The sequence below is a fragment of the Pseudoalteromonas phenolica genome (genome assembly GCF_005886345.1).
Classification (GTDB): Bacteria; Pseudomonadota; Gammaproteobacteria; order Enterobacterales; family Alteromonadaceae; genus Pseudoalteromonas; species Pseudoalteromonas phenolica_A.
Genome location: NZ_PNEC01000013.1, coordinates 91,467 through 114,922 on the forward strand (window position 1 = coordinate 91,467; position 23,456 = coordinate 114,922).

Here is a 23,456-nt window from a genome sequence, read left to right on the forward strand (position 1 = left end):
TAGTATTTTTTTTAGTCAAATAACATTCTGGAGCCTACTGTGAAAAACAAACATATTCTCAGTGTATTAACCCTTACAATATTGACAGGGTGTGGAGGGAGTTCACATGATGACGAAAAACCACCTGTTGAAGTAGAAAAAGTACCAGAGCTAAATGCTATCTCTGTATCTTCTTCCCCTTTAATCAAAGCATCTGAATCTCAGTTTTCGCAAAACTTAAAAAACGGTATATTCAAGCGCTACCAAGAGCAGCTTCCTAATTCTGGGCAAACAGAACAAGATGCTGTCGCGTCACCTTCCTTGCCAAAAGACTTTTCACAAACGAATCAACAAGAACAAACGGTCGATGAGGCCGACCGCATAAAATATAACGGTGAACTTTTATTTATTGCCGCACATTCAGCAAATGATATCGATAATGACTCGAGTCAAGGGGAGCACTATATCCGTGTCATGCAAAGGGATGTGGAAGGTGAATTGAACCAAATTCAAACTCTACCATATTCCGATAGCCAGTGGTCAGATCAACAACTGTATTTACATGACAACACTCTAGCAATAGTAGACTACTCGCCTAGCTACTTCACTTCAGGAACGTCAGAGCCTGCTGTAATAGCAACCTCAGATGTAGTAAATACGTCAGAGCCTTACTTTTATTACGGGGGCGCTGAGTTTGAGTTAAGCTTTGTTGATATAAGCCAGCCCGGTCAAGCAGCAATAAAACATCAATTTAAAATTGAAGGCGGGCTAATAGACAGCAGAGTCATAGACAATAAGCTTTACCTTATTAGCAATTATCACCCTCACTTCAATGACTTCGATACATCTAATACTGACAAAGACACAGTACTAGAAAATTATAAAAAGCTTACCGCTGAGCAAGTTGCAGCTTTAACTCCAAACATTACTGATACAGAAAACAATACCAGCGCTGAGTTAGTAACCCCTGATAATTGTTATATCTCTTCGGATACGACGGATTTAGATGGTTTTGATAGCCTTATTACCATTACTAAAATAGATTTAACTAATCCTGAACAGAGAGAGTCTTTATGCATAAACACCAGTGTGCATGGCATTTATGCATCAGAAAACTCTCTGTATACCCATGGGACTTTTTATCGCGACGGTGTTAATAAAACCATTATTCATAAATTCAACCTCTCAGATGAGACCATGAACTACGCAGCAACCGGAGAAATAGAAGGGCACTTAGGTTGGGGGCAGAGAAATTTACGGTTTAGCGAGTTCGAAGGGGACTTAAGAGCTGTCACTACAACCAATTTGCCATTTAATCAGCAAGCAGGATTCTCACCTTTAAAACACCAACTTTTTGTGCTGGAACAGCAGGACAACAAGCTGGTCAGTATTGCATCTTTACCTAACGACACACAACCACAACCCATTGGTAAAACCAATGCTCAAGGATTAGTTGATGAAGATATTTATGCCGTAAGATTTGCCCAAGATAGAGCGTTTATAGTGACATTTCGACAAGTGGATCCTTTATATGTCATAGATTTATCTGATAAAACAAAGCCAATAATCGCTGGTGAATTAGAAATACCTGGTTACTCTGCTTACCTGCACCCTGTTAATGAACATTTATTACTGGGTATTGGGCAAAACATTCAAAACTGGCAGGATCCAAGTGCTCAAGAAGTTGAAAATGGCGCTAAGGTCACTTTATTTGATATTTCAGACATTTCTTCGCCACAAGTGATAAATGAAAAAGTTTTTGCTAATGCATACACTCCAGCAGAGTGGGACTATAAATCGCTTAGCTTTTTAAATTTTGATGAGAATTTACTTCGCTTCACGATGCCTGTCGAGAAATGGCAAAGTGAAACTAATGACGACTCTTTATATCAATGGCGTAGGGTCAGTGAATTAGCCGCCTTTGAAATTAACACTTCCGATTCATCAGCACTAAACTATTTAGGCAGCAGTAAAGTAAATTACGAAAATATTAGCGCTGATACACAACCTTATGTTTGGGGTGGGTTAGATAGAGCGGTCATACACAGTGATGATCTGTATTACATTCATGGCAATTATATTTGGCATAGCTTATGGCAAACACCAAGTGACAATCAAGGACCACTTTAAGATACGAGGTTTACGCATGATGCCCTAAGGGGAGTTTTCAAAGCTGGCAATTGCCAGCTTTTTTTTTGCAAATGGATATAAGAAAATTTTGTAAAGGGGCTTTACAAATAGGAAATAAAAAAGGCGGAGGGAAACTGAGAAAACCCTCCACCTCTAGCGTACTCTTTAACTGAAACTTTACTGATAACTAATACGGGATATTAGTCACCAGCTTACTTTTCAAGGGAAAAGAAAGTACATCACTTAAAACAGTTGTTACAATATAACAAAAACAGAAGTGTTACAACATCACATTTTGTTTTTTTATGAATTATATTTTTATGGGTAATAAACGAAAAATGCCAACTTCACGTTGGCATTAAACTAGGAAAGAAATTGGTTAAGCTAGCGCTTTAGTTATTTGCCGCTTTGTATTTAAGGCGGTAACTATGTAACAGTGGCTCAGTATAGCCATTAGGTTGCTGTTCACCTTCGAATACCAAGGCTAACGCCGCTTGATAAGCAAGATTACTTGTTAGGCTCTCATTACTTGATGCCATTGGCGTATAGTGTGTGTCGTGCTGATTTTGCGTATCGACCACTTCAGCCATCTTGGCAAACGTTGCCTGAACTTGCTCTGGCGTACAAATGCCATGTTTCAACCAGTTTGCGATATGCTGGCTTGAAATACGTAAAGTCGCTCGGTCTTCCATCAAACCAATATGATTAATATCTGGTACTTTTGAGCAACCAACGCCTTGATCTATCCAACGTACTACATAACCCAAAATACCTTGTGCGTTATTCTCAATTTCAGATTGAATATCTTCTTTGCTTAGCTCTACATCAAGCAACAAAGGAGGCGTTAATAAGTCGTCTAGTGACGCTTGTTGACGCGCTTTCAGTTCAGCCTGAATAGCAAAAACATCCACTTGATGGTAATGCATCGCATGTAGAGTTGCTGCTGTTGGAGAGGGCACCCAAGCAGTATTTGCGCCCGATTTAGGATGAGCCAACTTTTGCTCCATCATCAATGCCATTTTATCTGGCATCGGCCACATGCCTTTACCGATCTGCGCCTTGCCACTGAAACCACATTTTAGACCAATATCGACATTTTGATCTTCATACGCCGCTATCCAAGGTTGTGCCTTGATCTGAGCTTTAGGCAATACCGGACCCGCCACCATAGAGGTGTGGATTTCATCACCGGTTCTGTCTAAGAACCCGGTATTAATAAATACCACTCGAGATTTGGCTTGGTTAATAGACGCCATTAAATTCACGGAAGTGCGACGCTCTTCGTCCATAATGCCCATTTTTAATGTGTTTTCTGGCAAACCTAATAAACTTTCAACACGAGAGAAAAGGGTATTGGTAAAGGCGACTTCTTCTGGACCATGCATTTTAGGTTTAACAATATTAACACTCGCAGCCGTCGAGTTTTTAAATGGGCTATTACCTTGAAGATCATGCATTGCACACAGCGACGTGAACACCGCATCCATGATCCCTTCAAAGATCTCGTCACCTTTTTGATCTAAGATCGCAGGATTCGTCATTAAGTGCCCTACATTACGCACAAACATCATGCTACGACCTTTCAAGCTCAAACGCTCACCACTTTTACTGGTATATTCGCGATCGGTTGCTAAACTGCGCGTCAGTTCTTGACCATCTTTTATAAATGTATCCGTCAGGGTACCTTTCATCAAACCCAGCCAATTGCTGTAAACACCGACTTTATCTTCAGCGTCAACAGCGGCCACAGAGTCTTCACAGTCCATGATGGTCGTTAACGCGGCTTCAAGTAATACGTCTTTGATCCCCGCTTTGTCAGCTTGCCCGATGGGGTTATGTGGGTCAATTTGAATTTCGATGTGTAAATCATGATGCTTGAACAGTAAAGCAGTTGGATTCTGTGCCTGGCCTTGATAACCCACAAATTGTGCAGGTGTCGAAAGCGAGACTTGTGAGCTGTCATTCAAAGTGACAACTAGTTGCTCATCTAGCACTGAGTAATTAGTACTCTCAATATGAGAGCCTGATTGCAGTGGCAGGGCAATATCTAAAAACTGTCTAGCGTAAGCCATTACTTTAAAGCCACGCACCGGGTTATACGCTTTTTGCTTTTCAGCGCCGTCTTTTTCTGGCAATAAATCCGTACCGTACAAAGCATCATAGAGCGAGCCCCACCTTGCATTCGCCGCATTCAATGCAAAACGCGCATTGCTTACAGGCACAACCAGCTGCGGGGCTGCAGTGAGCGCAATCTCAGGTTCAACGTGTTCAGTTGTAATTTTTGCTTCTTCAGGCTCAGGTACTAGATAACCAATTTCGGTCAAAAATGATTTGTAAGCCTCTGCATCCCATTGCCCTTGCTGCTTATGAAAGGCATCAATCTGCAACTGCAGTGTATCGCGCTTTGTCAGTAATGATTTATTGATTGGTGTAAGTTCATTGACCAGATCTGCAAAACCTTGCCAAAAAGCCTCTGCTTGCAAACCGGTGCCGGGCAAAGCCTGTTGATTAACGAAGTCATAAAGTTGCTGATCTATGGTTAAGCCAGCTTGTTGAACTGTTGCACTCATGAATATCTTCCTAAGCATAAAATTTGAACGGGTTTAGACAAACCATATCTTAAAAACAGCGAAAACCTAACCCCTAAATCATTCACTAAAAGAATACCCAAGATAACAACTATAAATTTAAAAAATCATAAAAATCGGCCTAGTGTTGAATTAAGCGCCAAGCAGAGCAAATAACCAACAGCTTTATGGTGTCACTCTCATAAACATGAATAAAAAGTTATACAGCAACCCGTTCGAAGGATTTTTATTATGACTAGCTATCAATCAAAACTTGACCACTTCAGCACTCTTTGCCAAACACAGGGTAATACGTGGCAATCAATCAGCCCAGAGTTTGCAAGCCGTATGAATTTGCAAAACCGCTTTAAAACAGGTTTAGACATCGCTAAGTATACTGCAAAGGTGATGCGTGAAGACATGGCGACTTATGACGCAGATAGTAGTCAATACACTCAGTCTCTCGGTTGTTGGCACGGCTTCACTGCACAGCAGATGATGATGGCAGTTAAGCGCCATCAAAAAACGACTAAACGTTCTTACGTTTACCTAAGTGGCTGGATGGTTGCGGCACTTCGCTCTGAGTTTGGTCCACTACCAGACCAAAGTATGCATGAGAAAACCTCAGTGCCTGCACTTATCGAAGAAATCTATACTTTCTTAAAACAAGCAGACGCGCGCGAACTAGATCACTTATATAAAGAGTTAGATGAAGCAAAAGCAAATGGTGGTGATGTTGAAGCAATAATGAGCAAAATCGATAATTTCGAAACGCATGTGGTACCAATTATCGCTGATATTGATGCGGGTTTTGGTAACGAGGAAGCAACATACCTACTTGCTAAGAAAATGATTGAAGCTGGCGCATGTGCAATTCAAATTGAAAACCAGGTATCTGATGCAAAACAGTGTGGTCACCAAGCTGGTAAAGTAACTGTACCTCATGAAGACTTTCTAGCAAAAATCAACGCAGTTCGTTATGCATTCTTAGAGCTAGGTGTTGAAGATGGTATAATTGTGGCACGTACTGACTCACTCGGTGCCAGCTTAACACAAAAAGTACCGGTATCTAAAACACCAGGCGATTTAGCGAGCCAATACACCGCATTCTTAGACACAACACCAGTTTCAAGCGGTGCAGATCTTGAAGAAGGTGAAATGGCGATGAAATTGAATGGTGAGCTTTGTAAGCCAGTGCGCTTAGACAATGGTTTATATCAGTTCAAAAAGGGCACAGAAAAAGACCGCGTAGTGCTTGATTGTGTAACTAGCCTACAGTCAGGTGCTGACTTACTGTGGATTGAAACTGAAAAGCCAAACGTAAAACAAATCGCTGAGCTTGTTAATCGTGTTCGCGAGCAAGTACCAAATGCGAAGCTAGTATACAACAACTCACCATCATTCAACTGGACACTTAAGTTCCGTGAGCAAGTATACTCAGAGTGGCAAGCACAAGGTAAAGATCTATCTGCTTACCCAGATCCGTCTCAAGACATCAAAGCATTGATGGCACCTGAACTAGATAGCTCAGAGCTTGCAGCGGCGGCAGATGTACTAGTACAAAACTTCCAAAAGGATGGCGCTCGTGAAGCGGGTATTTTCCACCACTTAATCACGCTACCAACATATCACACGGCCGCACTAAGCACAGATATTCTTGCTGAAGGCTACTTCGGTGACCTAGGCATGCTGGCTTACGTACGTGATGTTCAACGTCAAGAAATCCGCCGTGAACAAGCGTCAGTGAAACACCAAGACCTAGCAGGTTCAAACATCGGTGATACGCACAAAGAGTACTTCTCTGGTGACAATGCACTAAAAGCAGGTGGTGAAGCCAACACCATGAACCAGTTCTAATTTTTGAGTCATATAGTTCCTTATCAGCAAAGGGCCCAATCGGGCCCTTTTTTATTAGCATAAGTTAGCAATTATTTTGTAAAGGGCCTTTACAGTTCACTCACAACTCCCTTCTACTATTTAGGCTCAACATAGCTAAAAATAGTCTACATGACAGGCTTCACCATATTATTGCCTGTCTCATCATTCACTTATGACTGTCATCCTGAAACCAAGAAGTACATAAAAATAAAATGAGCACCAGAGAGTTATAAAGCAAAAGACAACTTACTTTGCAATCTAATTCGACTTTCAAAATACAAAATAAAGCATTTAGACTTTGACTAGCCCACAGGTCTTTTTAGTCAGGGCTTTCACTATTTATGTTTTTATATAAAGCAGAAGAATATTGAATATAAGGCGCAAATGTACTCAATTATCAAAAGTTTATTTTCAGCAGCTATGCCATAAATTTATGTCCGATATTAAGACTATGACTGAAATAGTTACTGAAACTTTATCTGAGGTATTGAAGCCAACTCAACCACATTCATCAAATTTACTGAACTAAATTAGAGCCAGTCATTTTAAACCTAGCTAATAACGCCTGCCTTTAAAATTAACATAGACCGATTCTAGGGTTCATAGGCAGCTTTGAAGTCTACAAATTTCGTCCACATTCACTCCATTTTTCTTCCACATTGGTTTGTTTAAATACTTCCAATAACACGGGAGAAGAACATGTCTCAACCAACTTTAAAGCATGGCGACTGGGCGAAAATTATCGAGTCTCGCCAAAAGCAAAACAACTCAAAAGCTGCAAAATCTGCGAGCTTAAAATACATATCTTTTGGAGCTATTTTGCTAACCCTTATGGCCATTTTTTACTGGACTAATTTATCAGCTTCTCAATCACAACCTCCATTATCAGAAGAGTCGCAAACACGCGTTGTTCGCTATTTTTCAAAACAATTTATGATGGGTACATGGCAACTAGATGAAGTCAAATTCAGTGAGTATCGTGTCGTTACCAACATTAGAGTACCAAAAAAGCTGAATATGGAAGGCGAAGTATTAAGTAACTATGTAAAACACTCACTATGCCCACCAGCGAGTAGTTTAATCTGGAAAGATATAAAAACGCATACTCTAACCATGAATTTATTCGTCAGCTTGCAACGAAAAGGTCAAAAAGCGCAATGCGCAAACCCGAATACTCAAAGAAACAGCTAACCACTTAGTGACTGAGAGTAAAAAGGAGCCAACTGACTCCTTTTCTTTTTATTAATCTAATTCTAATCGAGCTTTATCTTGCAATTGCTTTGGTAACTCTTTGCTCACTGACACCCCCAGTTCTTTGAACTCTGATGCTTGTTTGATTAAATTGCCTTTTCCAGCATAGAGTTGAGAAAATGCTTTCTCGTAGCTTTCTTTGGCTTTATCTAACTGAACGCCAACGCCCTCCATGCTAGTCAAAAAACCATTCAATTTGTTATAAAAACGCTCAGCGCGTAAAGCAAGTTCACGACTATGCTTTGATTGCTCTTCAAAACGCCAAAGCTGTTTCACAATGTTAAGACTCGTTAAAAGCGTAGTGGGTGTCGCCACCAAAACATTATGCTCTAAAGCATGTTGATAAATGGCCGGGTTATGTTTAACCGCCGCAACAAATGCAGACTCTACGGGAATAAACATGATCACCACTTCAGGTGAATTGATCCCTGGTAGTTTTTCATAACGCTTCTCGTCCAATTCCTTAATACGATCTGCCACAGCATGATAGTGCTGGACTAAGGCGCTTTGCGCTTCAGCGTCACACTCGGCATTCACATAGCGAGTATATGCATTTAATGATGTTTTAGCATCGATGATTAAATGCCTTTGTTGGGGAAGGTAGACCAATACATCCGGTCTAAACTTGCCAACTTCTGTAGTAAAAGACGCTTCTCTTTTATAATCATCACCAGGTCTTAAACCCGCACTGTCTAGCACGTTTTCAAGCATTAACTCACCCCAATTACCTTGCGTTTTCTTTTGTCCTTGCAGTGCAGTCGTTAATTTATCGGCTTGCTCGGTGATTGATTTATTATTCGCTTGTAGGTGTAACAGCTCAGTTTTTAATGCTGCGCGCTGCTTGAGCTCTTCACTATGAATGGCTTCCATTTTGTCACGGAAACCTTTTAATTCACCTTGAACTGGCTGAAGCAACTGACCAATTCGTTCTTGGCTTTGTTGCCCAAAGCGCTGTGATTTTTCTTCAAAGATCTGATTTGCCAGATTTTCAAACTCTTGTTTCAATTGAGTCTTTGTTTGCTCTAAATGATTAAGTTGTGCTTCTAATGCCGCTTGTTTCTGCTCTGATGACGCCTTTAATTCAGCTAACTCAAGCGCAATGAGGTTTTTCTCTTGCTGAAGCGCTTGTAAATTTTGTTCACCCTGCAGCCAAAGCTTATGGAATTGCTGTGACTGAAGTTGTTTCTCACTTAAGCGAGCTTGAGTTTGTTGAACTTGACCATGTAACTGCAACTTATCGTTTTGTAGCTGCTGAGCTAATTCCTGTTCCGCTTGATAAGCGTGTTGTAATTGAGCTTGTTGAGCAAGGTGTTGCTCGAGTTGCAATTCAAGTTGATGGATTAACGATTGTTTTCTTACAAGGCGTTGCCAAAAAAAGGGCAAGGGAGCAGCAACGCCTAGGATACCTATGACGCCATGCACCCAAGTTAACTGCGAGAGAAATGACTCAATCATATCAGCCTCTTAATATTGTTATTAAGCTGATAATACCTTAGACAAGGCTTGGGTTACCAATGCTTTAAGTAGCGGCGTCTATTTGCTGTTCATCAAAGCGATATCCGGCGCCATATACAGAGCCAACCAGTTTTGCAGACACACCAATTTGTTTGATCTTCTTACGAATATTTTTGATATGACTGTCTATCACACGATCTGAAATATCGAAGTTATCTGGTTGAATAAAGTCTAAAATTTGCTGGCGAGAGAAAACACGGCTAGGGGCTTTATAAAGTAGCGCAAAAATATCAAACTCAACTTTAGTCAAAGGCAAAGTTTGGCCTTTTAGTTGAATAAGTAACTGCTCTTCATCAACCTTTATTTTTTCTTCTTTTGCTTCGAGAGGCGCACAACGTCTCAAAATAGCGCGAATACGCATCACTAATTCAGCCGCACTGAAAGGTTTACATACATAATCATCAGCACCGAACTCTAACCCCCTAAGCCTATCTGCTTCGGAAACTTTGGCCGTCATCATCACGATAGGCACCATTGAGAACTGTCTGATTTGCTTCATGCATTCCACGCCATCTTGATTAGGTAGCATAATATCCATCAAAATTGCGTCAGGTTGATGTTCTGCAACCCAGCCTACAACGTCTGCTCCATCTGCAATATGAGTGACCTCAAATTGTGCAGCCTTGAAAAACAGCATGACCTGCTCTGCAATATCATATTCGTCTTCAACAATCAGAATGTGCGCCATAGTTTTACGTTTACTTATTGAGTTTTAATACATTTTAGCTGTTTAAGTTGAGCTTTTACACTTTGCTTTAGCTCATACGATAAAGTTTCATCAAATAAAAGCATAGTTAAAATGCTTGAAAGATCTTCACTACTAGCAACTTCTGAAAGCAAATCCTGATCACAAGGTGAAAGTGGCTCAATAAAACTTAATTCAGGTTGTTGGTGGCAAAGCATAATCGACTCCAAATCGGCTGCAATTAACTAAAGTAAGTAAGCGATAGTGTAATTAAAGCAACACAATGTGGATCAAATATGGAATAGAGTAAAAAGCATAAAAAAATGGCCAACTATAAGTTGGCCATTAAAAACAAGTTAGTTAAGGGGGGGAATAAAACAGAAAATCTGCATCACTAATTACATAGACCCTGCCTAAATTGAAAAGTTCAAAATTAATTTAAATATTTTTAATTTTGTAAAAGTGCTAACATTTGCTCTTCATTAAAACTATTAAAAGTCATATGTTTATCATTAAATAAAGCATCAACCAAAGCCTGCTTTTGCTGCTGCATGGTAAATACTTTTTGCTCTATAGAGTCGGCCATAATTAGTTTATAAACAAAAACAGGCTTATCTTGACCTATTCGATACGCTCTATCAGTAGCTTGATTTTCTACTGCCGGATTCCACCAAGGGTCAAAATGGATCACAGTGTCAGCTTGCGTCAAGTTCAGTCCTGTTCCACCCGCTTTTAAACTAATCAAAAACACGTTGCTTTCACCTTCAGTGAACGTCGAGATCACTTTGTCTCTGTGACGTGTTTGACCCGTAAGCATGCTGTAAGTGATACCAAGTTCATTACAATGCGCTGCGATTAAATCAAGTACTGACGTAAACTGACTGAAAATAATCACTTTACGACCCTGTGCAAGCATTTCTGGCAAATGTTCACCCAGCCAAGCCAACTTAGCACCCACTTCTGAGGTTTCACTATCTACCAATTTAGGGTGACAACAAATTTGTCTAAGTTTCAAGAGAGCATCTAAGAATGCCAATTTACTACGCTCAACCCCTTGCTCTTTAAAGAGCTCTAATAGCTTATTTTCAAGTTGTTTTTGTATATCTGTATACAACTGAGCTTGAACAGGCGCAAATTGTAACTCTTTTACTAATTCAGTTTTGCTCGGTAACTCGGTCGCAACCTGTTGCTTGGTACGACGCAAAATAAACGGTGAAATAAGGTCTTTAAGCTCTGAGACACGACTTTGATCTTGCTCTTTTTCAATAGGTTGCTGGAAATAACCTTTAAATTGCTGCTTAGTGCCTAATATTTCAGGCATAACGAAATCGAGCAATGATTTAAGCTCAAGCAAATTATTTTCAACGGGTGTGCCACTGAGACAAAGCTTAAACTGTGCTGATAGTTGCTTAACACATTTAGAGACTTGCGCAGCTTCATTTTTGATGTACTGCGCTTCATCTAGCACAATCGAATCGAAGTCAAGCCCTTTATAATGCTCAAGGTCTCGTTTTAGCAAGGGGTAAGTGGTTAAAATAAACCGTGCGCCATGAAGGTTATTTAACACCTTATCACGTTGACTGCCGTGGACCGTCGTCAACTGTAAATTAGGTGCAAAGCGCGCAAATTCATTTTGCCAATTTCCTACCAAACTCGTTGGACACACAATTAAGCTCGGTTTAGTCACTAACGTATTATGCTGATTAATAAAGTAAGCAATAACTTGTAGTGTTTTACCTAATCCCATGTCATCGGCAAGGATCCCCCCAAGCTGATGTCGATGTAAGAACTTTAACCAATTTACGCCCAGCTCTTGATAATCCCTTAATGTAAATAAATCACTGTTATGATTATTTGGTTTCAATTGAACTTGATCAGGGCTATTAAGCTCATTTAAATAATCGAGCAGCTTCTTATCTTTACATTCAATGTTAAGTTCATCGATAGCAAACAGTTGCTTGATCACCGACAGGGGAAATTTAAATTGCGCACTTGATGCGTAATAACTAAACCGCGCTTTTAAAGACATCAACTTGTCATAAGCCCGTCTTTCTAACGCATAAGTCTGTTTAGCAATTTCGACATAATAAAAGTGATTAGCAAGTGTATTTACTTCGAGCTCAGCGTGTTTGTCCCAGTCAAGTAAAACAGGATTAGAATCAAGTAAAACCTTGCCAGTAATATGGTGATGCTTGTCTCTTTTCAACAATAAAGACACTTTAGTTGATATTACTGAACTCGATTCTGTGATCTCATCTACTTGCCAACCTTTACTTTGCAAGTTGCCTCTTACTTCATGGTTAAACCAATGGATAAATGCACCATCTTGGTGAGGCAAAACAAAAAGGTCATCTTCCAAACGCAAGCCTAGACCTAGTAAATATTGTTCAGAGCGTTTTAACGTTTTGCTGATTTCGGTATTTTTTGCATCTGTCTTTAGCGATGAGATCAGCTTAAAACCAAAATATGCGTCTGAGGCAACTAATTTTAGCTTCAAAGGTACACCTGATGACTCTAGCTCCGTTTGCGTACCATTTGGCATGCTGACGATATTATCAGCAAATACCTCTTGGAATCGCTTCACTACTTGCATCAGTTGGTCATTCGGTACTGCAGGCATGGTGTTTATATGTGCTAGCTCTTGGGCACTGAGCGCACTATTGATCCGACCAATGGTATGTGTATCTGTATCCAAATAGAGCGGTGGATCTGTTTTAATAAGGTGCCAATTTTCGACGCCCTCAATCGAGGCAACTAATTGTGACTTATCATTCTTTTGCTGCCAGTTCAGAGCAAGGTTGGCCTGGTGGCCGAGCTTTAAGAATGTTCTGCTGTTTTGTAAGAAAAGTCGCTTTGTTTGCAAAAGCTGATTCACAGCTTCAAAGCCCCACTTACCTGAAAGCTCATAATGACCTGGTGAGTTTTGAGAACGGACCCAACTAAATAGTCTAAAATCAGACTCAAGCAAGCCAGGAGGCGCTACAGGGCTATTTAACTGGGGTTCAGTTAATAGACGACCTAGAGGGTACTGACCATCAGGACGATAAGGTGACATCTTGGGGTAAAGCAATACTTCCTGACCCATTGGTTCGAGCGTGAACAGCAGGACATTATCAGTATCAATAGACTCACCATGCTGCAAACTTGCTAATTCATTAAACCAGTCATTTACTAAAAACGCTTCACCGAAACCACCAGAATGTTCGACTTTAAGTTTAAGTAGAACAGCAGCAATGTGTCGACATTTAGTATTGTTAGAACAAGTACATTGCGCATCAACACTCGGGTTATTATTTACTTTAGTAATTTTGATATATTGAGAAAAGGTATTACCAAAATTGCCAATGACTTGACTATCGATGGTTGAAAAGTCTTCGCTATGCTCTAAAAAACTAATTTGGGAATTATGAAGATACTCTTTTGCTTTAGATAAAAGACTACTATTGAAGTACTGCTTTAGAAAACGCTCAGAAAGGGGAAATTGAGTCGCTTGTTCTTGTTTTATTTCCTCAAAGAGAGCAAGTAATTGTTCTTTAGATAACTGCGTTGACATTTAATTCGCGTAAAAATCAAATCATCCGCCCAGTATATGGAAATATCACCAGCGAATAAACCCAATAACCTGGATATGGCAAAAAACTTCACTGGTAAGACAAGATATCAATTTAACAATGAAAAGTAGATTTAAAAAAGGGCCGAAGCCCATAATTAATTGTAAGTCGCTAGCAGCTTTTGTAATTGCTCTAAGCGTTTGTCGGTAATGACCTGATTATTAATTTTAATTGTTATGTCGCCACTTTTATTACTTCTTTGCAAATCAATAAATTCATTGCTAAACAGAGACTCGTTTCGGCGGACAGGCTGCTCAAAGTTAATCAGGAACTGAGTAATTTTAATTGCACGTTTCTCATCACTCATTTCTTCAGACATAAAAGATTGGTTTCGTAAATCTTCTAACAGCAAGAAAAACATATCCTGATCTTTTTTAATTGCGTCAATTAATTTCTTTGCAGCCTCACGACCTAAGTGATTTGGTGTAGGGTAGTGTTGTAAAACTTTTAAAGGAATTTGTTCAAAAGCTTTTAATGAATCTGCTATTGCTGTGTGAGATACCCCTTCAAGCTCCGCGATCTCTCTGTAAGAGCCTTTCTTGCCTTGAGCAATAAGTTCTTGCTTAGTATCAGCATAAGCTTGTCCAAGCTCCCACAGGCTAGGCGCAATATATTGATCGGAAGAAACCGCTAACAGTTTTGCATCTTCATCAGTAAAATCAGGGGAAGAAAGTACAACATAATCAGCATCAGCAAGTAAACAGGCCTTACGGCGTCTAGAACCAGATAAAACCCATTGAATATCGCCTTTTGACCAGCACAATGCAGGATGGAGATTACGTTGGTCGTTTTTAATTGCAGGCAGAATGTCAGCAACTGACTTTTGTGAAAGCAAACTTTGTTCACGGCGATTTTGTCCTAATACTCGCGTTTGAGATTCAATATCGCTATGTTTGATCACCTGACACGTCAAAGTGATCATTCTATTTGGATCACTTGGTGCCGGCATCGTTAATACTTCACCAACTGAAGCTTGTTCTAGTAACTCATCTAAACTACTGGTACTTACAGGCGAAGCAAATGGGTCTAAGCGAGTGTCGTTTTTACGTTTTTTAGCCATGTAAAACCTATTAAACTTGTTGTTCTAGAGAGGATTGGGTTGAAACCCAGTTTGAACGGATCAGCATTTCAAGTTCATCAACAACATCTTTGATATTTTCTTGGGATTTGATCAAAGATTCACGACTAGCAAGGCTATCAGATGTTTTTTGATCAAAGATCGTGTTAAAAGATGAGGAGCTTGCTGTAATAGCAGAGCTATGATTAATCGGATAACTCATAACCTGACGGCCAAAAGCACTTCGAACATCTTTGACGATATCACGTTGAGAATGATTGCCTTTGACATAGTTGGTAACTAAAAACTGCATGAAATCCCAACCTTCATGGCCTAAAGCCGCAACTGTATGATAAATCTCACCTAAACGTTTTAAATATTTATTATTAGCATCGAAGTCAACGGCTTCTGGATGAACAGGAATAAGCATCGCTGTTGAAGCCATTAATGCGTTATAAAACATAAAGTTTAGAGAAGGAGCTGTATCAATGAGGATTATATCGAACTGATCTTCTACGGGCTTTATCACTTTTTCTAGCAGTTTGTGATAGTGACGTGTTTGCTCATAACTAGAGGATTCTTTTAATTCAGTTGCTGTTTCATGTTCAAAATAAAAATCATCCATCCCTGATGGTAAAAGTCGAATATTGGGTATATGTGTCGATTGAAAAGCTTCACTAACAACGTCCGACCAAACTTCACCTTCATCTAATTCAATACAATCACGCATGAGATCACCAACAGTGATCGGTTCTGGATCTTGAGAAGGAAAGAAACTAGAAGAGGAACCTTGAGGATCGAGGTCAATGATACCGATGCGATAACGCTTTATATTTGTTGTTGCCAATGCAGCTGCAATATTTACTAAAGATGTTGTCTTGCCACATCCACCTTTTAAAGAGTTGATGACAATGACTTGAAGTTTATCGCTGTCTTTTCGCTGATCATGAGGAATTCCCATAATTCCAGCCATTGCAAAAATATTAGATAATGTATAAGCATAATGTCCGTTAGCTCCTTTTTGAATGTTTAATTTATCAAAGTCACCTTGGTCATGTCTGCGTTTTAATGTTCTATTATTGCAACCAAGTAAATCAGCTGCAGCTTTCTGTGTGTATGTGCGGAGCTCTTTTTCATCGCTTTTTAAATGAGCACGATAATGTTGGATCCGGCCTTCTAAAGACTGTTCAGCAACTTCGGCTGTAGCTTTTAAAAGTTTATAAGTTGTTAGTGCGCGAGTATTAATTGACATACATAATATCCTTAACATTATGCTAAATATTATAATGTCTATAACTTTAATAGTAAACAGCAAAAAAAGAAGACATTTGTAAACTTACTACTTCTTAAGAATAAATAAGAGGATTAAGTATGGTTAAAGTATAAGGTAATTAAGGTTAGTGAAGTGAAATAATTTAATAAACTATTGATTTTTAATAATAATGGTAAAAAAGTCAGATCACATTCTAACGAAGTAAAGATCTGATCTTTATTAACTTACAGATCTAAATTTTACTAACTAATATATCAAAATTTAACTTATGCACAACTTGTGAACAAAGTTACGAACAGAAATGCATTAGAGATCAGATTTTTACTAAGATATTTCAGTAAGTTATACACGGATCTTTTATATCTATATTGTAATAAGTTAATAAAGATCTGATCTGTTCTTAGTACAGATCAGATCTTTATTAATTAAGAAAAGAGTTATACACAGCAAATAACAACAAGGTTTGACTTAAAACCATTAAAATATATGACAAACCGGGAATGAGTTAGTAAAATTTTGATTTATAGAATTAGTTAGTAAAAATATGATCTCAATAAAAATCATCTTCAGATCACTTTTTTACTAACTTTAATTATTAACTTTTGCTGTGGAATATGTTGTTATAGCATGTCGTCGAAATTTGGAAGTAAAACAATGAGCCGAAAGGTGAACATCTCAGTTGATAATCTACCTGATTCATTACGTGGGCAAATTCATGGAGTAGAAAGTGCAACCGATAATGAAAATTTAGCACTATTTACTGATAATAAAGATGTTCGTATCACACTTGACAGTGCTGCACATGAACTTCGAGCATATTCTAATACATTTAACCATTATGATCTTTGGGGTCGCTTTGTCCGCTCTGGTCATAAAAAATTACCATTAGAAGAAGCCCCGAAAAAAACAATAATAACGCGACGTATATCTGAAAAAGTTGATGGTATTCTTTATGAAGGTGAAATAAAAATTACACCTGCAGTAGTGAGCACTAAGTTAGAAGGTGAAGAAGTTGAATGTTTAGTTTGGCCATCTGATCGTGAAGAAAAAGTTGAAAGAGCATTAATTCGACTGGCGTCAAAAGGGAAAATTGTAAAAATTAATTTTAAGTCCGGTATTCAATATGCTGTAATATTTTCTATGAACGAATTGGCGCAGGAGTTAAAAGCTGTTGGTCAATCTATGCCTTACCCTCAAATAAAAGAATCTTTAGAAGCACTTCAAGGTTCTAAACTATCGTTTAAATATTCAGCGACGGATACTAAAAATACAGATATTGATGATTCTTTCTACGAATCAAATATGAATTTTCTTTCTTCATTACATTTTAGTGGCAAAAAAGGCCAGGGTGGTAATGTCAAATGTGTCGCTTGTTTGAACGCATTTGTTCATAACATGATCGATAATCTAGAATATAAAGGTTATTACTTCAACAGAGCACAAGAATTAAAACGGGGTTTATCTCGTTGGATGATGCTTCGTTTGTATCATCTATGGCGATATGCTGCACCAGGTAAAACTTACCACTTCAGATTACTCTCAATCATGGAAAAATATGGTTCTATTTACTCAACTGATGAGATAACAGAGAATAAACTGAAAGCTTTACGTCGAGATATGACTACGACAATGAAGGATTTGATAGAAAAAGGTGCTATTTCTGAATACGATATAACCAATGTGAAAGATGATAAAACTGGAAAAATCATCGATTACGTCTATGAGATGCATCCTTCTGAAGAATTTTGTGATGAAATTCTTACTTTAAATAAGCAAAACAAGAGAATCGAAATTCAGGGTGGAAAACGATTAGTCGAAGCTGTTGAAGTTATTGATGAAGATGTACTTGAAGAGATTGTAAAAGAGTAAATTTTGAATTTACTCTTTTTTTTCTAGATAAATTCTATCGACTAGAAAGTTATACTCCCGCTTTCTTGGGTCACTCACACTTGCATCATAGTCAGGAAGACTACCGACCTTTAATTTCTTGCTAGGATTTAACATAATAAAAGGTAGTGCACCACTTACATGGTACCTATTGGTCGCAGTAAAACGAATATTTACTTCTGGGGTTACTCTAGTTGGTCTTCTTATTCTTAATTTTGAATCTGACTGTAAACTTTGGACTCGAAGTTTTTCAGTTTCGACAGCCTTTAACCATGAATCTTGATCTATTGCTCGTGGGTTAGAATACTTAGAAGAACGATCGAGCATTTCTAAAGCTGCATCTTTAGTCAAAGTTTTCGTTGCATGCTTTTTCATCCAAGAGAATCGGACTGAAAAAGGTGAGTCTGATTCGCAGTGAATTTTCCGGTATGCAGCTAAAGTAATTAAGTTTGGAACAGCAGAGTGAACTGCTTCAAAACGAGCATCATTATTCGGAATACTAAGAATTAACTCTTTAAACTTTGACTTTTCGATGTTGATTGAATTTATTCTATTTTGCAAATGTTTAAATTTATCTTCTACTAACACAATGCCTGGGTGCCTAGCTAAAACTTTGCCACTTTTACCTGACTCTAAAAATAAATCATTAAATGAAAATATAATCTTTTTTAAAGCCTCATCACCCGTTATTTCATTTACAATAATCTTATCTGGAGCAGTATGTTCTTGCTCTTTATCATAAGCTGGAAGAGAATAATAATTAGCTGAAATAATAGTGGCTGATTCAAGTTCTTTAGAGAAGAGCTCTAAATGATTTAGCAGCAAATCAAATTGTGCTTTGATAAGAAAATTGATATTCATTGTAATTTTAGTATATGAGATAATGTATGATGTGTTCTTTTATTATAACATAAAATAATTCCTTATAAAATTTATTCTTGTTTTACATTTTCGTGTGGGACGGATAATTTATGGTTATAGGTAAGTCCAAATATTAACAGTATAAGATTTGTGACGGGATTAAAGTATTTTTCAATAATAAAGCGCCGAAATAGAACTTTAAAAAATCTCTAGCTAAGAAGAAGCTTAGTAATGCAAATATTTATATTCCAATAAAATTAGACATACAGATCTGTATTTTTAAATGAGAAATTTGAGGATTTCATAGTTATAGGGCTTAGCTGCATATTGAAAATATAAGACACATTAATACAAACCTACATAAGTTTATGCTGTTCATAATTTTCTAAATACATTCGCAAAATTTAACTAAATACAGGACTATATTAATAGTTTACATATCTTGAAAAACATAAACTACTTAAGACAAAAGTTTATTTTTAAAGAAATCTAGAGTGCATGTAAGGTTTTGTCGTTAGGATTAAAGTAAATCTATCTTCTTGTTAAACTATTAATTCAAATTTAATGTTAATTTTTAGCGTTAAAGTATGATGAGTTCTTATTCATATCACATAAGACTCTTAATTGTCTAATAGTGTTTAAATTAAGGCCTAAAGTAGTTTTTGTATTATGTTAAATTAAACTGAAAATTATTAGTAGAACATAGTTACTTATTTTAGTGAAAAAGTATTAAATCTGTTCAAAAAGAAAATAAGAAATCATGCTGCTCGTAATATAATAGGAGGAAGGACAAACCATGAGAACAACGGCCTCGATACTTTTATAATAATGAAAAAAGATATGGATAATTACTATCGCTTAATTACTAAACTTAAAATTACCACAAGTTTGTAACTCCCCCCAAAATGAAACAGTTCATAAGTAGAATTTTCCATTGAAAAAAATGTATGAATGATGAAAGAAGTCGTGTCCGGTATTCAGTACCTGGTCAAAGGGCATTATATAAATGGCCATCAAATATGGTGGCTTAGAAGCGTTTGATGTTAAACGATACAAAGATATTGAAGAAGAAATTGAAGGCTCAAAAATATGATGTTTGAAAGTTTAATTTATTGAACACTTTAGATCCCAATTTCATTTTAGCTTAGCATATTATTGTGAAGTTGTAGGCTTTAGCAGGTCAGTTTTTTAATACAAACATAAGAACTTAATATGATGGGATTATTGATGCATTGTTAGAATTGTTCGAACGTGATCAAGGTTAGTAGCAGCCCAAACTTCTTATAATACTTCGCAATATTTTGAAATATAACAATTAAAAGCGTGCTGAAAGAGTTTTTAACTGGCTAAAACACAATTTAAAATATAAAAACGATTAAGACCATCACTGCAAAATAATGACACATCGTTTTTGGCTTCATGAGTAATGTATTATAGAAAACGCATAATTTTAAAACATTAAAATACTCATTGACTTCAGTTGAGAAGCATTAGCGAATGAAGTTGTTACAAAATTACCGGCTGAGAGAGTGGTTGGGTAAATAAAACAGTTTATTGCTTGGGTATAAACCATAAAATCTGAATCGCTCATGGTCCTGAATTTACTTAAGCTATGCTTAAATTATGGCGATAGGAAATGACATCAGGTTTGAGTTTAAAAAAATGATAAAACTAAACAAAATAGTTTTTTTAAAGTAACAGAAGTTACTGAGAAACAGTGCAAGATCTTTACTTGTTCAAGTAGATACATGAAATATGTGAATTTACAGATAAGTACTTAGTCACTTATAGTTATGATCGACCTTATTATCAACTTAGAGGTATTACACCTATTTGTTATCTTGAAACTCTACAAAATTCTTCGAATGAGCGGGCTAAATTGTTGTAGCTACAAATTGATTTTCTAATAGTGAGTATTCGAGTTTTAGTTTTACTGAAATCCAATCATAATTTATCAACTTTTGAATGAATTAAATTAGTGCTTTGGATTAAGAAAGTGCCAGGGACTGAAAGAGCGGAGAATATTTTCTTATAGAAAAATAAAAACCGGATTTATGAGGTAAGACAACACTCAATGATTTAACCACTCTAATAATGACGGTTTGACACTAAGGCGTCCTATTCTTTTTATCATAATTTTATATACAAACTTATGAAAAATACATCGTAAAGCAATATCTCATATAGTTTCAGCACGCAAAATCTTTTCTTTGATTATTTTTACAGTTCAGTATATACATCTTTCACATTATTAGTATGATGTGTTCTTGATGTCTTCTTGATGTGTTTTGCATTTACTCTTATGATGTGTACTTATAGTGGGCGTATATCTTGCCAACCAGTTGTAATTCAATGTTTACGCATACTTCTCGTTTAAGTATGTTGTGTTCTTAGGAGCTTTATTTTCTATTGAGTTCATAAATGCAATGTTGTAAGTTGTTAATGTTCAAAATAGATATAGGAATGAGGAATGAACAACTGGAACCCAAATAGCTGGAGAGATTTTCCAATCGTCCAGCAGCCTGAATATCCAGATCAGGCACAGTTAAAACAGATAGAGAAACAACTTAACTCTGCTCCACCATTAGTATTCGCTGAAGAAACAAGAAGTCTGTACAAAAATTTAGCTGACGTTTGTGAAGGGAAGGCTTTCTTACTTCAAGGTGGTGATTGTGCTGAATCATTCTCTGATTTTAGTGCCGCAAATATTCGAGATACGTTTAAAACATTACTTCAAATGGCAGTAGTATTAACTTATGGTGGAAAATGCCCTGTAGTTAAAATTGCAAGAATGGCTGGACAGTATGCTAAGCCAAGATCTTCAGATTATGAAACCATTGATGGTTTGTCATTACCATCATACCGCGGTGATATTGTAAATAGCTTCGAATTTACTGAATCAGCTCGTATACCTGATCCAAACAGATTAATGACTGCTTATCACCACAGTGCAGCAACATTAAATTTATTAAGAGCATTCGCACAAGGTGGTTTAGCAGATTTACATCAAGTTAATCGTTGGAACATGAGTTTCGTTGCAGCGAACCCGCTAAAAGAAAAGTTTCAGCAGTTAGCTGATAGAATTCAAGACGCACTTCAGTTTATGGAAGTATGTGGAATTGACTCATCTGTAGCTCCTAGTTTAAAAGAAACGTCGCTTTATACATCGCACGAAGCATTACTTTTAGGTTATGAAGAAGCGCTAACACGTAGAGATCATCTAACGGGTGATTGGTATGACTGCTCATCGCACTTTGTATGGATAGGTGAACGAACTCGACAACTAGACCATGCACATATTGAGTTCTTCAGAGGTATTAAAAACCCAATTGGCGTTAAAGTTGGTCCAGGTATGAAGCCAGATGAACTCATTGAATTAATAGATGCCTTAAACCCAGAAAATATCCCTGGTAGATTAACACTTATAACAAGAATGGGAGCCGATATTCTGCCTGAAAAACTTCCGGCACTTGTTAGAAAAGTTCAAGAAGAAGGTCGTAAAGTAATTTGGTCTTCAGACCCAATGCACGGCAATACAGAAAAAGCAACTACTGGTTATAAAACTCGAAGCTTTAACAATATCTTACGTGAAATTAGCCAATTCTTTGCCGTTCACAAATCAGAAGGGTCTTACGCAGGTGGTGTCCATTTAGAAATGACCGGCCAACACGTGACAGAATGTACTGGTGGTGCTTATGGTTTATCTGATGAAGATTTAGCCCAAAGATACAGAACACAGTGTGACCCGAGACTTAATGCAGATCAAGTATTAGAACTTGGTTTCTTAGTTGCTGATTTACTAAAAGATGCAAGAAAATAAATTGATTATTGATTGAGCAAACGTTCACTAATTTATAAACCCCACATAAAGTTGTGGGGTTTGTTTTTTTTTAAGTTTATAAATTTCTTTAGTACAGCTATAAAGCCTAATACTTGCGCCTTACTAAGCCCGCTTCAGAAATAATTTTTGCAGAAATCTCTTCTACTGAGTGTTTCGTAGAATTTAAGTAAGGAGTTTTATGCTTCTTAAATAACATTTCAACTTCTCTCACCTCAATACGGCATTGACGTATTGACGCATATTTAGAGTTGGCCATACGTTCTTGTCTAATTAATGACAGCCTTTCAGGATCTATCGTTAACCCAAAAAGTTTGTCTTTATAGGGTAATAAACATTTTGGGTAATTGCCTTTTTCGAGATCGTCTTCAGTCATCGGGTAATTCGCCGCTTTAATGCCATACTGCAACGCAAGATATAGACTAGTCGGTGTTTTACCACTACGACTCACACCAACCAAAATAATATCAGCTTCTTCGTAGTTCTTTATATTTGCGCCATCATCATTGGCTAATGCATAGTTAACAGCGTCAATCCTAAAATCATAACTTGACTCATGAATAGAGTGAGTTCTATGAATTCTAGGGACAGGTTCTGTTTTTAGCTCTTTTTTAAGAACATGGCTGGCTAATGTTAAAAAGTCATAACAAACAGCATTACTCGAAGAAATAATATCGGACAATTCTGGATTCACAAAAGTGAAAAATACTAATGGCTTATCTCCATCTGCACTAACAGTGTTATTTATAAGCTCTTTAATTTCATGCGCTCTATCGACTGTTTCAACAAAAGGTATTGTTTTGTGTTGAAATTCAACAGGAAAAAGTGAAAGGGTCGCATGACCAAAAACTTCAGATGTGATAGCTGTACCATCAGAAATATAAAAAGCAGTTCTCATAAAATAAGCCTAATGAAATTTGTTTA

14 protein-coding genes are annotated in these 23,456 nt (G+C 37.4%); 5 read left to right on the top strand and 9 right to left on the bottom strand.

Going from position 1 to position 23,456, the window contains the following annotated elements; all coding sequences use genetic code 11:
• Window positions 1-39: 39 nt before the first annotated feature.
• Entirely contained in the window at window positions 40-2,109 is a 2,070-nt protein-coding gene (locus CWB72_RS06920; RefSeq protein ID WP_171037236.1) for a beta-propeller domain-containing protein, read from the top strand.
• A 392-nt stretch (window positions 2,110-2,501) separates the two neighbouring features.
• Here CWB72_RS06920 and CWB72_RS06925 read toward each other — a convergent pair whose 3' ends face one another.
• Window positions 2,502-4,679 (bottom strand): malate synthase G, encoded by a 2,178-nt coding sequence (locus tag CWB72_RS06925; RefSeq protein WP_138630169.1) that lies wholly within the window; start codon window positions 4,677-4,679, stop codon window positions 2,502-2,504.
• Window positions 4,680-4,928: 249 nt separating this feature from the next.
• Here CWB72_RS06925 and CWB72_RS06930 point away from each other — a divergent pair, with 249 nt between their 5' ends.
• A complete protein-coding gene (locus CWB72_RS06930) occupies window positions 4,929-6,533 on the top strand; it encodes an isocitrate lyase (protein WP_138630171.1) in 1,605 nt (534 codons plus the stop codon).
• 720 nt (window positions 6,534-7,253) lie between these two features.
• Window positions 7,254-7,745 (top strand): hypothetical protein, encoded by a 492-nt coding sequence (locus CWB72_RS06935; protein ID WP_138630173.1) that lies wholly within the window; start codon window positions 7,254-7,256, stop codon window positions 7,743-7,745.
• A gap of 51 nt (window positions 7,746-7,796) precedes the next feature.
• Here the strand turns inward: CWB72_RS06935 and rmuC are convergent, their stop codons facing one another.
• The 6 genes from rmuC to CWB72_RS06965 all read right to left on the bottom strand — a co-directional run bounded on the left by rmuC (window position 7,797) and on the right by CWB72_RS06965 (window position 15,925).
• Complete coding sequence (gene rmuC / locus CWB72_RS06940; protein WP_138630175.1) at window positions 7,797-9,260, bottom strand: DNA recombination protein RmuC; 1,464 nt, start codon at window positions 9,258-9,260, stop codon at window positions 7,797-7,799.
• Between the two features lie 64 nt (window positions 9,261-9,324).
• Entirely contained in the window at window positions 9,325-10,008 is a 684-nt protein-coding gene (locus tag CWB72_RS06945; protein ID WP_138630177.1) for a response regulator, read from the bottom strand.
• A gap of 14 nt (window positions 10,009-10,022) precedes the next feature.
• Window positions 10,023-10,223 carry a hypothetical protein gene (locus CWB72_RS06950; protein WP_130254779.1) on the bottom strand — a complete coding sequence of 67 codons (201 nt, stop codon included), beginning with the start codon at window positions 10,221-10,223 and terminating at the stop codon, window positions 10,023-10,025.
• Between the two features lie 230 nt (window positions 10,224-10,453).
• A complete protein-coding gene (locus CWB72_RS06955) occupies window positions 10,454-13,558 on the bottom strand; it encodes a DEAD/DEAH box helicase (protein WP_138630179.1) in 3,105 nt (1,034 codons plus the stop codon).
• Between the two features lie 155 nt (window positions 13,559-13,713).
• Window positions 13,714-14,676: a transcriptional regulator gene (locus CWB72_RS06960; protein ID WP_138630181.1), complete on the bottom strand. Its 963-nt coding sequence runs from the start codon at window positions 14,674-14,676 to the stop codon at window positions 13,714-13,716.
• A gap of 10 nt (window positions 14,677-14,686) precedes the next feature.
• Window positions 14,687-15,925: an AAA family ATPase gene (locus CWB72_RS06965; RefSeq protein ID WP_138630183.1), complete on the bottom strand. Its 1,239-nt coding sequence runs from the start codon at window positions 15,923-15,925 to the stop codon at window positions 14,687-14,689.
• Between the two features lie 675 nt (window positions 15,926-16,600).
• Between CWB72_RS06965 and CWB72_RS06970 the strand changes: the two genes are divergently transcribed.
• Window positions 16,601-17,815: a replication protein A gene (locus CWB72_RS06970; protein WP_130254783.1), complete on the top strand. Its 1,215-nt coding sequence runs from the start codon at window positions 16,601-16,603 to the stop codon at window positions 17,813-17,815.
• 9 nt (window positions 17,816-17,824) lie between these two features.
• Here CWB72_RS06970 and CWB72_RS06975 read toward each other — a convergent pair whose 3' ends face one another.
• Window positions 17,825-18,694 carry a DNA replication terminus site-binding protein gene (locus CWB72_RS06975; RefSeq protein ID WP_138630185.1) on the bottom strand — a complete coding sequence of 290 codons (870 nt, stop codon included), beginning with the start codon at window positions 18,692-18,694 and terminating at the stop codon, window positions 17,825-17,827.
• Between the two features lie 2,470 nt (window positions 18,695-21,164).
• On the opposite strand from CWB72_RS06975, the gene CWB72_RS06980 reads away from it, so the two are divergent.
• On the top strand, window positions 21,165-22,514 hold the full coding sequence (locus CWB72_RS06980) for a class II 3-deoxy-7-phosphoheptulonate synthase (protein ID WP_138630187.1): 1,350 nt from the start codon (window positions 21,165-21,167) through the stop codon (window positions 22,512-22,514).
• Window positions 22,515-22,620: 106 nt separating this feature from the next.
• On the opposite strand, the gene ppsR is transcribed toward CWB72_RS06980, so the two are convergent.
• Complete coding sequence (gene ppsR, locus CWB72_RS06985) at window positions 22,621-23,430, bottom strand: posphoenolpyruvate synthetase regulatory kinase/phosphorylase PpsR (protein ID WP_130254786.1); 810 nt, start codon at window positions 23,428-23,430, stop codon at window positions 22,621-22,623.
• Window positions 23,431-23,456: the final 26 nt, after the last annotated feature.